The organism is Serratia sp. ME47 (assembly GCF_903970925.1).
GTDB lineage: Bacteria > Pseudomonadota > Gammaproteobacteria > Enterobacterales > Enterobacteriaceae > Serratia > Serratia ureilytica.
The window spans coordinates 146523-159233 of sequence record NZ_CAJCKE010000005.1; the positions used below are offsets into that span (position 1 = coordinate 146523).

Here is a 12711-nt window from a genome sequence, read left to right on the forward strand (position 1 = left end):
ACGACTCGACACGCCTGTGACTCGATTTGCCTTCTCACTACATCCTCGCGACTAATGACAATCCTTATCTCAGGCGGGAGATAAAGCCTCTCATTAGCCGCGCGAACCTCTGTAACGGAAGAACCTGTTTGGAAACATCAGTAATACATTAACCTGATTTGCTTATGCTTCCTAGAAGAAAGGGGCCAAAATAGGCCCCTTTCCACTGAAACTTGCTAGATTAGCGACGCAGACCCAGACGCTCGATCAGGCTGGTGTAACGTGCTACATCTTTACGCTTCAGGTAGTCCAGCAGCTTACGACGCTGAGAAACCATACGCAGCAGACCACGACGGCTGTGGTGATCTTTTTTGTGCTCGGAGAAGTGGCCTTGCAGATGGTTGATCTGCGCAGTCAGCAGGGCAACCTGAACTTCGGTAGAACCGCTGTCGTTAGTACCACGACCGAAATCAGCTACGATTTGAGCTTTAGCTTCAACACTTAGAGACATTGTAATACTCCAGATTATAGATAATAAAAACAGGCGCCGATCTCTAATTCAGCAACCCAATGCATAAGCTGCGCCATTCTACTCTTAGCGCAGTGCGATCGCAAGGCGACGCAGTGCCCCGCCGTCAGTCGAAATGCTCAACCACCAGGCGGCGCGGCGCCACGCGACCATCCTCGGCGATGTCGCCAACGCCGATGAATTTTCGCTCTTCACCCTCGGTGATGCGCACCAGGCCGGATGCCGGCGCGCCGGCCACTTGCACCGGTTGCCCCTGCTTGACGTAACCCGCCACCACCGGCAGCAAATTCACTTCCGGATAGTTCTCAACCGGGCTGTCCATCGGCATCAGCAGCGGATCGAGCAGCTCGCCGGGCGCGATCGCTTGTTCCTGCGCCTGCGCCACCAAGGCGTTCAGCTGTTCCAGCGTCACCATGCGCGCGATGGGATAAGTCGCCACCTGCAGGCGGCGCAGATAGATCACGTGCGCGCCGCAGCCCAGCAGCTCGCCGAGATCGTCGGTAATGGTGCGGATGTAGGTGCCTTTTGAGCAGTGAATCTCCAGCTCGAGTTCATCCCCTTCCCAGCGGATAAACTGCAGCTCGTACACCGTAATGCTGCGCGCTTCGCGCGGCACTTCGATGCCCTGGCGCGCATACTCGTAGAGTTTCTTGCCCTGGTATTTCAGAGCCGAATACATCGACGGCACCTGCTGGATGTCGCCGCGGAAGGTGTCCAGCGCCGCGTCGAGCTGTGCCTGGGTGAAGTTCACCGGGCGTTCCTGCACGATCTGCCCGTCGGCGTCGGAGGTATCGGTACGCTGCCCCAGCTTGGCGATCACCCGATAGCGCTTGTCGGAATCGAGCAGGTATTGCGAAAACTTGGTCGCTTCGCCCAGGCAGATAGGCAGCATGCCGGTCGCCAACGGATCGAGCGCGCCGGTATGGCCCGCTCGGTTGGCGTTGTACAGACGTTTTACTTTTTGCAGCGCATCGTTGGACGACAACCCCTGCGGCTTGTCCAGCAACAGCACGCCGTGGATGTCACGGCCGCGGCGACGAGGGCGACTCATTAATCCTCCTTGTCATCGCCTGAGGCGGAACGGCGCTCTGCGTCGTTCTTCACCACGTTGGTCACCAGGTTGGACATGCGCATGCCTTCCACCAGGGAGTTGTCGTAAGCGAAGGTCAGCTCCGGCACCACGCGCAGGCGCATCGCTTTGCCCAGCAGGGTGCGGATATAGCCGGAAGCGTCCTGCAACGCTTTGATGCCGTTGGTGACCAGATCCGGATCGTGGTTCTCGGTCAGCACGTTCAGGAAGGTGACGTAAACCTTGGCATACGCCAGGTCGCGGGACACTTCCACGCCGGAAACGGTCGCCATGCCGACGCGCGGATCTTTCACTTCACGCTGCAGAATGATCGCAATCTCTTTCTGCATCTCTTGCGCCACGCGTTGACCGCGGCTGAATTCTTTTGCCATTTTGGATTCTCCAGACAAATCGGGGGGCACAAAGGCCCCCCGTAAACAGATATAAGCAGATGTGCAATCGTTAAGCGATGGTGCGTTGGATCTCAATGATTTCGAACACTTCGATCATGTCGCCGACGCGCACGTCGTTATAGTTCTTAACGCCGATACCACATTCCATGCCGTTACGGACTTCGTTAACGTCATCTTTGAAGCGACGCAGGGATTCCAGCTCGCCTTCATAGATAACCACGTTGTCGCGCAGTACGCGGATTGGGTTGTGACGCTTGATGGTCCCTTCGGTAACCATACAGCCGGCGATAGCGCCGAACTTAGGCGATTTGAACACGTCGCGCACTTCGGCCAGGCCGATGATCTGCTGCTTGTATTCCGGCGCCAGCATACCGCTCATCGCCTGCTTCACTTCGTCGATCAGGTTATAGATCACGGAGTAGTAACGCAGATCCAGGCTTTCCGCTTCGATCACGCGGCGCGCAGAAGCGTCGGCACGCACGTTGAAGCCCAGGATGATGGCGTTGGAAGCCGCAGCCAGCGTCGCGTCGGTTTCGGTGATCCCACCTACGCCGGAGCCGACAATCTTCACCTTCACTTCGTCGGTGGAGAGTTTCAGCAGCGAGTCGCTGATCGCTTCGCAAGAACCCTGTACGTCGGATTTCAGTACGATGTTCAGCTCGGACACTTCGCCGTCGGTCATGTTGGCGAACATGTTTTCCAGCTTGGACTTCTGCTGACGCGCCAGTTTGACTTCGCGGAACTTGCCCTGACGGTACAGCGCCACTTCACGCGCTTTCTTCTCGTCACGCACCACGGTCGCTTCGTCACCCGCTGCAGGCACGCTGGACAGACCCAGGATTTCCACAGGGATAGACGGACCGGCGGAGGTCACTTCACGACCCAGCTCGTCACGCATCGCACGCACGCGGCCGTATTCGAAGCCGCACAGGACGATGTCGCCCTTGTTCAGCGTACCTTCCTGAACCAGCACGGTAGCAACCGGGCCACGGCCTTTATCCAGGAAGGACTCGATCACTACGCCGCTCGCCATGCCGCTGCGAACCGCTTTCAGCTCCAGAACTTCGGCCTGCAGCAGGATGGCCTGCAGCAGCTCGTCGATACCGGTACCGGCTTTCGCGGACACGTGAACGAACTGCGCTTCGCCGCCCCACTCTTCCGGCATAACGCCGTACTGAGACAGTTCCTGCTTAACGCGGTCCGGATCGGCTTCCGGTTTGTCGATTTTGTTCACCGCAACCACCAATGGCACCTGCGCCGCTTTCGCGTGCTGGATAGCTTCGATGGTTTGTGGCATCACGCCGTCGTCGGCCGCCACCACCAGAACCACGATGTCAGTCGCCTGAGCACCGCGAGCACGCATCGAGGTAAACGCGGCGTGGCCCGGGGTGTCCAGGAAGGTGATCATGCCGTTCTCGGTTTCTACGTGGTAGGCACCGATGTGCTGGGTAATGCCGCCGGCTTCGCCCGCCGCCACTTTGGTGGAGCGGATGTAGTCCAGCAGAGAGGTTTTACCGTGGTCAACGTGGCCCATGATGGTCACGACCGGCGCGCGCGGCTCGGCCGCAGCGCCCGTATCACGGTCGCTCATCAGCGCTTCTTCCAGCTCGTTTTCACGACGCAGGATAACTTTGTGGCCCATCTCTTCGGCAACCAGCTGTGCGGTTTCCTGGTCGATAACCTGGTTAATGGTGGCCATGGCGCCCAGTTTCATCATCACTTTGATGACCTGAGAACCTTTGACCGCCATCTTGTTGGCCAGCTCGGCCACGGTGATGGTTTCACCGATCACCACGTCACGGTTAACCACCTGCGCCGGCTTGTTGAAGCCCTGCTGCAGAGCGCTAGGCTTGCGTTTGCCGCCTTTGCCGCCACGGGTAACGGCACGCGCTTCTTCACGATCCGCTTTGGATTCGGACAGCTTGTTGCCTTTCTTCTGCTTGGTGGCTTTGCCGCCGCGGGTGCGGCTGCGACGATCGCCTTCAACTTTGGCGTCGTTTTCATCTTCAGCGGCACGGGCGTGCTGAGAGGTGGTCACGTGATAGTCGGCGCTTTCAACCGCAGCGCTAGCCGCGTCGGCCTGGGCCCACTTCTCGCCGTTCTCTTCGGCCATGCGACGGGCTTCTTCCGCCACGCGCTTGGCTTCCTCTTCAACCTTGCGGCGCACTTCCTCTTCCGCTTTACGTTTCAGTTCAGCGGCTTCGGCTTCACGGCGTGCTTTTTCCGCCTGAGCTGGCTTGGTCATTTCGTCGGTATGTTGATTGGTCACTTTTTCTTTTTCCGCTGAATTACGCTTAGCAATCTCCGCGGCCTCACGTTTGGCTTGCTCTTCGGCTGCGCGCTTCGCTTCCGCTTCGCGTTTTGCGAGCTCTTCCGCTTCGCGCCGTGCCTGCTCTTCCGCTTCACGCTGTGCCTGCTCTGCCGCTTCAGCCAACTGGGCTTCCTGCGTATCGCGATTTACATAAGTGCGTTTCTTGCGGACCTCAATTTGCACCGATTTACTTTTACCGCCGGTGCTCGGGATATTCAAGGTGCTGCGCGTTTTGCGCTGCAAAGTGAGTTTACCCGGCGCGCTGCCGTGTTCACGGTTCAGGTGCGCCAGTAATGTTTCTTTTTCTTGCTGGGTAACAGAGTCCGACTCGGACTTGTTGATCCCTGCATCAGCAAACTGCTGTACCAGGCGATCAACCGGAGTCTGAATCTCTGCTGCCAGCGATTTTACGGTTACATCTGTCGTCATGCTGTTCCTTCCTGCTACAGTTATTACGCGTTGTCGCCAAACCAACAGATATTGCGTGCAGCCATGATCAGCTCGCCGGCTTGCTCATCGCTAAGCCCTTCAATATCAGCCAGATCGTCAACACCCTGCTCGGCAAGATCTTCCAGCGTACAAACCCCACGCGCGGCCAGTTTAAAGGCCATGCTGCGCTCAAGACCCGGCAGGTTGAGCAAATCGTCGGCCGGTTTGTTGTCGCCCAGGCTTTCTTCTTGTGCCAGGGCCAGCGTGGTCAATGCAGCTTTGGCGCGTTCGCGCAATGCTTCAACCGTATCTTCATCCAGACCGTCGATTTCCAACAGCTCTTTGATCGGCACGTAGGCCAGCTCTTCCAGCGTGGAGAAGCCTTCTTCAACCAGTACGGTTGCGAAATCTTCGTCGATATCAAGATACTTGGTGAAGGTATCAATAGCGGCATGAGCCTCGGCCTGGTGCTTGGCCTGCAGGTCGTCCGCCGTCATCACGTTCAGTTCCCAACGATCGTCGCCGCGGTGTTGTTTCAGCAGTTGGGAAGCCAAACGCACGTTTTGGCCGTTACGGCCGATCGCCTGCGCCAGGTTGCTGGCTTCAACGGCGATATCCATGGTGCAGTTATCTTCGTCTACCACGATCGACGCGACGTCGGCCGGCGCCATGGCGTTGATGACGAATTGCGCAGGATTATCATCCCACAGGATGATATCGATGCGTTCGCCGCCGAGCTCGCTCGACACGGCCTGAACGCGCGCACCGCGCATACCTACGCAGGCGCCGACCGGATCGATGCGCTTGTCGTTGGTTTTCACTGCAATTTTCGCACGGGAGCCTGGATCGCGGGCTGCCGCTTTAATCTCGATCACTTCTTCGCCGATTTCCGGCACTTCGATGCGGAACAGCTCTTTCAGCATTTCCGGGCTGGAACGGCTGACGAACAGCTGCGCGCCGCGAGCTTCGGGACGTACGGCATACAATACGCCGCGAATGCGGTCGCCCGGACGGAAGTTTTCGCGCGGCAGCATGTCTTCACGGCCAATGACCGCTTCGGCGTTGTTGCCCAGATCAAGCGCGATGCTGTCACGGTTCACTTTCTTCACCACGCCGGTGACGATCTCACCTTCGTGTTCACGGAAAGCGTCGACCACCATCGCGCGCTCGGCCTCGCGCACTTTCTGCACGATAACCTGCTTGGCGGTTTGGGTGGTGATGCGGTCGAAGGTCACGGATTCGATCTGATCTTCGACGTATCCGCCGAGCTCGATGCTCGGATCTTCAAACTGAGCGGCTTCCAGCGTGATTTCACGCGTCGGCTGAGTCACTTCGTCTACGGCGACCCAACGGCGGAAGGTATCGAAATCGCCGGTTCTGCGGTCAATGCTGACGCGCACGTCGATTTCCTGCTCGTATTTTTTCTTGGTTGCGGTGGCTAATGCAGTTTCCAGCGCTTCGAAAATCTTCTCGCGCGGAAGGGATTTTTCATTGGAAACTGCTTCAACAACAGCCAGAATCTCTTTGTTCATCCTAGTTGCCTCTTCCAAACTTTAAAAGTGGGGTACCAGGTTCGCTTTCTGGATGTTGCTCAGCGCGAACACTTCATCTTTCCCTTCCACAGTAACCGTGATCATCTCGCCTTCGACAGACTTGATAATACCCTGCCACTTGCGACGGTTCTGTACCGCCATGCGCAGGACCAGGCTGACTTCTTCACCGAGGTAACGCGTATAGTGTTCTGCGGTGAACATCGGGCGATCAAGGCCAGGAGAGGAGACTTCCAAGTTGTAAGCGACCGTGATTGGATCTTCGACGTCCAATACAGCGCTGACCTGGTGGCTGACATCAGCGCAATCATCAACATTGATGCCGTTATCACTATCAATATAGATGCGGAGCGTCGATTGGCGCGCACGAATGAATTCGATGCCTACAAGCTCAAAGCCCAACGCTTCTACCGGTGCCGAAAGCATCTCTGTTAACTTTTGCTCTAATGTGGACAAGCCCACCCCCAAGACATAAAAAAAGGGCTAAATAGCCCAGTGATTCTGTTGCCAAATAACAAAAAACCCCGAAAAATCGGGGCTTTATGCAACTGGACCCTGTTTGCCGCTAGGCGGCCTCGGTACAACTTTCGAGCAAGTGTCATTTTCAAATGTTGATCGAGAAAAGCGGGTTTCAATCGAAAAGTGTATTTGAAAATAAACACTTAAAGGAAAGTGGTTGCGGGGGCCGGATTTGAACCGACGACCTTCGGGTTATGAGCCCGACGAGCTACCAGGCTGCTCCACCCCGCGTCCGAAAACGTGGCAAATACTACGCCGATAATCGCAAAATTGCAAGTTATCTCTGGGATTTGGTACCGAGGATGGGACTCGAACCCACAAGCCCGTTAGGGCACTACCACCTCAAGGTAGCGTGTCTACCAATTCCACCACCTCGGTACTGATTCTTACTGCTAACGGCCGTTGTTCTTTCGAGTTCACAACCACCGTTTTCAAACTTTGTTACGGCTTACTGCGGGATATCGCTGCTCGGCTTGGCTGGTGCCGCCGGCGCGGTCGTCTGCTCAGTTTTCACTGGCTGACCCAGGTTTTCCCACTCGCTGCCTTTCTTGCTCTGGTTGCTGCTGAGGTTGCCCAGAATCAGGCTGATGACGAAGAACAGCGTCGCCAGCACAGCAGTCATGCGGGTCATAAAGTTACCGGAACCACTCGAACCGAACAATGTGCCTGATGCACCTGCTCCGAAAGAGGCTCCCATATCAGCGCCTTTACCTTGCTGCAACATAATCAGAGCAACCAGCCCGATTGAGATCAGCAGGAAAATTACCAGAAGAGCTTCGTACATAGTAGTACCCGTATCCTTGCGGCCTTACCGCATGCCAAATGCTTCACACTCATCAAGCAGGCGTTTTTATAAACTGCCTACTGAAGCGGGTGTGAATACTAACCAAAGCCGCCAACCCGCGCAAGGGCAATTTGCAGCCGCCGGCGCGTTTGCGGAAAAAAACGCCAACAATCGCCTGTTCGGGCTCAGCGATGCCAAGCCCGGCGGCTAACTGTCTGTTTTAACCTGCGGATTTCACCGCGTCGGCGATGCGATGCGCCAGCGCGGTCACCTGCTGCTCGTCTTCGCCTTCCACCATCACGCGGATCAGCGGCTCGGTGCCCGATTTGCGCAGCAGCACCCGGCCGCGGCCGGCCAGCTCGGCCTCCACCTGCTCGGTGACTTTGCGCACCGCGTCGGACTCCAGCGGGTTGTGCTCGCCGGCGAAGCGCACGTTGACCAGGATCTGCGGCAGCAGCTTCATGCCGCTGCACAGGTCATGCAGGCTCATGTGATTGCGCACCATGGCGGTCAGCACCTGCAGCCCGGCCACGATGCCGTCGCCGGTGGTGGTTTTGTCCAGCAGGATCACATGGCCGGAGTTTTCCGCGCCGATGCGCCAGCCCAACTCCTGCAGCTTCTCCAGCACGTAGCGGTCGCCCACTTTGGCGCGAGCGAACGGAATGCCCAGCTGTTTCAGCGCCAGCTCCAACCCCATATTGCTCATCAGGGTGCCGACCGCGCCGCCGCGCAGCTGGCCCTGACGCAGGCCTTCACGGGCGATGATGTACAGGATCTGGTCGCCGTCCACCTTGTTGCCCAGGTGATCCACCATCATCACGCGGTCGCCGTCGCCGTCGAACGCCAGGCCGACGTGCGCTTTTTCCTTCAGTACGCGCTCTTGCAGCTGACGCACATCGGTAGCGCCGCATTTTTCGTTGATGTTCATCCCGTCCGGCTCAACGCCGATGGCGATCACCGTGGCGCCCAACTCGCGCAGCACGCTCGGCGCGATGTGGTAAGTCGCGCCGTTGGCGCAGTCAACCACGATTTTCAGCCCCTTCAGGCTCAGCTCGCTCGGGAAGGTGCCTTTGCAGAATTCGATATAGCGGCCGGCGGCGTCGATGATGCGGCTGGCTTTACCCAGCTCGGCGGACTCCACGCAGGTCAGCGGTTTTTCCATCTCGGCTTCGATCGCCTCTTCGACGTTGTCCGGCAATTTGGCGCCGTCGATCGAGAAGAACTTGATGCCGTTGTCATAGAACGGGTTGTGCGAAGCGGAGATGACAATGCCCGCTTCCGCGCGGAAGGTGCGCGTCAGGTAGGCCACCGCCGGCGTGGGCATCGGCCCGGTGAAGGAGGCGGACAATCCGGCGGCCGCCAGGCCGGCTTCCAGAGCGGACTCCAGCATATATCCGGAGATGCGCGTATCCTTACCGATGATGATCTTGCGGGAACCGTGACGCGCCAGCACTTTACCGGCCGCCCAGCCCAGCTTCAGCACGAAGTCAGGCGTGATGGGGCTGTCCCCGACCTTGCCACGGATGCCGTCGGTGCCAAAATATTTGCGCTCGCTCATGTCTCTACTGTCCCTTAGCTGAAAGTGTTGCCTCGACGACACGCATCGCCTCGACGGTTTCTTTAACGTCATGCACTCTGACAATCTGCGCACCCTGCATCGCCGCGATCACCGCGCAGGCCACGCTGCCGATAACCCGTTGATCCGGCGGCACGTTCAGCAGTTGTCCAATCATCGATTTGCGCGACATGCCGACCAACAGCGGCAAACCGAAACGATGAAATTCCGACAACCGGGCCAGAAGCTGATAGTTGTGCGACAAATTTTTACCGAAACCGAAGCCTGGGTCGAGCAGCAATTTCTGATTTGTTATCCCCGCCTCGTTACAGCGCCGGATATGGTGCTCGAAAAACGTCTGAACGTCGGCGATCAGATCGTTGTAGTGCGGCGCCTGCTGCATGGTGCGCGGCTGCCCCTGCATGTGCATCAGGCAGACCGGCAAACCGCTTTCCGCCGCCGCCGCCAGAGCGCCCGGCTCCTGCAGCGAACGGATGTCGTTGATCAAGTGTGCGCCGGCGTGCGCCGATTCGCGGATCACACCCGCTTTCGAGGTATCGACCGAGATAAAGACTTCAAAGCGCTGCGCCAGCGCTTCCACCACCGGCACGACCCGTTCAAGCTCCTCCTCTTCGCTCACTTCCGCCGCCCCCGGCCTTGTCGATTCGCCGCCGATATCAATCATCGTGGCGCCGGCCGAAATCAGCGCATGCGCATGCACCAGCGCCTGGTTCAGGGTGTTGTGGCGGCCGCCGTCGGAAAACGAATCCGGCGTCACGTTGAGGATGCCCATCACCTGAGGATGGGAGAGATTGAGCGTCATGTCGCGCACGGTTAACTGCATGGTTGGTCCACCTTACTGTTGCCTGGTTCACTGCCCGCCGGGCAAAAAAAACCCCGGCATGCCGGGGTTTGATGTTATTACACAGCCGCTGTTACTTGTCGAGCTGTTCGGACATGGTGTTGCCCGGCGTTGGGGTGCGCGGCTCATCTACCGGCGTCGGGGCTTTCGGGGTGCCACCGTTGTCGGAGCTGTTGCCTTTGTTCGCATCGTCCCAGCCCGCCGGCGGACGCACGTCTTTGCGGTTCATCAGATCGTCGATCTGCGGCGCATCGATGGTTTCATACTTCATCAACGCATCCTTCATCGAGTGCAGGATGTCCATGTTTTCCATCAGCAGCGAGCGAGCACGCGTGTAGTTGCGTTCGATCAGCGACTTCACTTCCTGGTCGATGATACGCGCGGTTTCATCCGACATGTGCTTCGCCTTGGCCACGGAACGGCCCAGGAACACTTCGCCCTCTTCTTCCGCATACAGCAGCGGCCCCAGCTTCTCGGAGAAGCCCCATTGGGTCACCATGTTGCGAGCGATGGAGGTCGCCACTTTGATGTCGTTCGACGCACCGGTAGAGACTTTTTCCGGCCCGTAGATGATCTCTTCCGCCAGACGACCGCCGTACAGGGTGGAGATTTGGCTCTCCAGCTTCTGACGGCTGGCGCTGATCGCATCCCCTTCCGGCAGGAAGAAGGTCACGCCAAGCGCACGGCCACGAGGAATAATGGTCACTTTGTGCACCGGATCGTGTTCAGGAACCAGGCGGCCGATGATGGCGTGGCCCGCTTCGTGATACGCGGTCGACTCTTTCTGCGCTTCAGTCATCACCATGGAGCGACGTTCCGCACCCATCATGATCTTGTCTTTGGCTTTCTCGAACTCCACCATCGACACCACGCGCTTGTTGCCGCGGGCGGCGAACAGCGCCGCTTCGTTGACCAGGTTGGCCAGGTCGGCACCGGAGAAGCCCGGCGTACCGCGCGCAATGACGGAGGCGTCGATGTCGGCCGCCAACGGCACGCGGCGCATGTGCACCTTCAGGATCTGCTCACGGCCGCGCACATCCGGCAGCCCGACCACGACCTGACGGTCGAAACGGCCCGGGCGCAGCAGCGCGGGGTCAAGCACGTCCGGACGGTTGGTCGCCGCGATGACGATGATGCCCTCGTTGCCTTCGAAACCGTCCATCTCAACCAGCATCTGGTTCAGGGTCTGCTCACGCTCATCGTGACCGCCACCCAGGCCGGCGCCACGCTGGCGACCGACGGCGTCGATTTCATCAATGAAGATGATGCACGGCGCGGCTTTCTTCGCTTGTTCGAACATGTCGCGCACGCGGGATGCACCCACGCCGACGAACATTTCGACGAAGTCGGAACCGGAAATGGTGAAGAACGGTACCTTCGCTTCGCCGGCGATCGCTTTCGCCAACAGCGTTTTACCGGTCCCCGGCGGGCCAACCATCAGCACGCCTTTCGGGATCTTGCCGCCCAGCTTCTGGAAACGGCTCGGTTCGCGCAGGTATTCCACCAGTTCGCTCACCTCTTCTTTCGCTTCGTCACACCCGGCGACATCGGCGAAAGTGGTCTTGATCTGGTCTTCCGTCAGCATGCGGGCCTTGCTCTTGCCGAAGGACATCGCGCCCTTGCCGCCGCCGCCCTGCATTTGCCGCATAAAGAAGATCCAGACCCCGATCAGCAACAGCATCGGGAACCAAGAGATAAAGATAGAAGCCAGCAGGCTCGGCTCTTCAGGCGGCTCGCCGACAACTTTCACATTCTTCGTTAACAACGTATCCAGCAACTTAGGATCGTTGACAGGGATGTAGGTCGTGTATTTGTTACTGTCTTTCTTGGTAACGTTAATTTCACGTCCGTTGATTCGCGCTTCGCGAACCTGGTCCTGGGTCAGTTCGGACATGAAGGTAGAGTAATCCACCCTACGGCCATTCGACTCGCTGGGCCCAAAGCTCTGGAATACAGACATCAACACTACCGCGATGACTAACCAGAGAATTAGGTTTTTCGCCATGTCACTCAAGGGATTAACCTCATCTTACAACTGTGTTAACAAACAGCGTTAGGGTACTACAGTTTGCGCCCTGTCGCTACAATGTACACTTCGCGCGAACGGGCGCGGGAAGCGTCTGGCTTACGAATCTTAACCTTCGTAAACAGGGAGCGAATTTCCCGTAGGTACTCGTCAAAGCCATCTCCCTGGAACACCTTCACCAGGAAACTTCCGCCTGGTGCGAGGACATCACGACACATATCCAGCGCCAACTCCACCAGATACATCGACCTTGGAATATCGACCGCCGGGGTGCCACTCATATTCGGGGCCATATCGGACATGACCACCTGAACCTTACTCTCGCCTACTCGTTCCAACAGTGCCTTCAGCACCAGTTCATCACGAAAATCGCCCTGAAGGAAATCGACGCCAACGATAGGATCCATTGGCAAAATATCACAGGCGATGATGCGCCCGGTACCGCCGATTTGGGTGACCACATACTGCGACCAGCCGCCCGGTGCGGCGCCCAAGTCAACCACGGTCATGCCCGGTTTGAACAGTTTGTCGCTCTGCTGTATTTCATCAAGTTTAAACCAGGCACGGGAACGCAGTCCCTTTTTCTGCGCCTGCTGTACATATTTATCGCTAAAGTGTTCTTGTAACCAGCGACTGGAGCTAGCCGAACGCTTTTTATTAGCCATCTCGTTTTCCAACTATCATA

At 57.8% G+C, this 12711-nt stretch carries 11 protein-coding genes and 2 tRNA genes; all 13 read right to left on the bottom strand.

What is annotated here, in order from left to right; translation table 11 throughout:
- Positions 1-220: 220 nt before the first annotated feature.
- The 13 genes from rpsO to rlmE all read right to left on the bottom strand — a co-directional run bounded on the left by rpsO (position 221) and on the right by rlmE (position 12691).
- Positions 221-490, bottom strand: a complete 270-nt coding sequence (gene rpsO / locus H7A77_RS07880) for a 30S ribosomal protein S15 (protein WP_004933502.1) — start codon at positions 488-490, stop codon at positions 221-223.
- A 124-nt stretch (positions 491-614) separates the two neighbouring features.
- Positions 615-1559 carry a tRNA pseudouridine(55) synthase TruB gene (gene truB, locus H7A77_RS07885; RefSeq protein WP_033641660.1) on the bottom strand — a complete coding sequence of 315 codons (945 nt, stop codon included), beginning with the start codon at positions 1557-1559 and terminating at the stop codon, positions 615-617.
- A complete protein-coding gene (gene rbfA / locus H7A77_RS07890; protein ID WP_004933508.1) occupies positions 1559-1969 on the bottom strand; it encodes a 30S ribosome-binding factor RbfA in 411 nt (136 codons plus the stop codon). Before rbfA ends, truB begins: the two co-directional genes overlap by 1 nt.
- Positions 1970-2039: 70 nt before the next feature.
- Positions 2040-4730 (bottom strand): translation initiation factor IF-2, encoded by a 2691-nt coding sequence (gene infB, locus H7A77_RS07895; RefSeq protein WP_019453339.1) that lies wholly within the window; start codon positions 4728-4730, stop codon positions 2040-2042.
- Positions 4731-4753: 23 nt separating this feature from the next.
- The gene (nusA, locus tag H7A77_RS07900; RefSeq protein ID WP_004933514.1) at positions 4754-6262 is read right to left on the bottom strand and encodes a transcription termination factor NusA; all 1509 of its coding nucleotides are present in this window, start codon (positions 6260-6262) and stop codon (positions 4754-4756) included.
- Positions 6263-6283: 21 nt separating this feature from the next.
- Positions 6284-6736, bottom strand: a complete 453-nt coding sequence (rimP, locus tag H7A77_RS07905) for a ribosome maturation factor RimP (protein WP_033644179.1) — start codon at positions 6734-6736, stop codon at positions 6284-6286.
- Between the two features lie 217 nt (positions 6737-6953).
- Positions 6954-7030 (bottom strand) — tRNA-Met (locus H7A77_RS07910).
- Between the two features lie 60 nt (positions 7031-7090).
- Positions 7091-7177 (bottom strand) — tRNA-Leu (locus H7A77_RS07915).
- A gap of 70 nt (positions 7178-7247) precedes the next feature.
- Positions 7248-7583, bottom strand: coding sequence for a preprotein translocase subunit SecG (gene secG, locus H7A77_RS07920; protein ID WP_004933519.1), 336 nt, complete (start codon positions 7581-7583; stop codon positions 7248-7250).
- Between the two features lie 220 nt (positions 7584-7803).
- On the bottom strand, positions 7804-9141 hold the full coding sequence (gene glmM / locus H7A77_RS07925) for a phosphoglucosamine mutase (RefSeq protein WP_033651476.1): 1338 nt from the start codon (positions 9139-9141) through the stop codon (positions 7804-7806).
- Between the two features lie 4 nt (positions 9142-9145).
- Positions 9146-9982, bottom strand: a complete 837-nt coding sequence (gene folP, locus H7A77_RS07930; protein WP_033641657.1) for a dihydropteroate synthase — start codon at positions 9980-9982, stop codon at positions 9146-9148.
- 91 nt (positions 9983-10073) lie between these two features.
- Positions 10074-12005, bottom strand: a complete 1932-nt coding sequence (ftsH, locus tag H7A77_RS07935; RefSeq protein ID WP_004933529.1) for an ATP-dependent zinc metalloprotease FtsH — start codon at positions 12003-12005, stop codon at positions 10074-10076.
- A 56-nt stretch (positions 12006-12061) separates the two neighbouring features.
- Positions 12062-12691 (bottom strand): 23S rRNA (uridine(2552)-2'-O)-methyltransferase RlmE, encoded by a 630-nt coding sequence (gene rlmE / locus H7A77_RS07940; RefSeq protein ID WP_004933533.1) that lies wholly within the window; start codon positions 12689-12691, stop codon positions 12062-12064.
- Between the last annotated feature and the right edge of the window lie 20 nt (positions 12692-12711).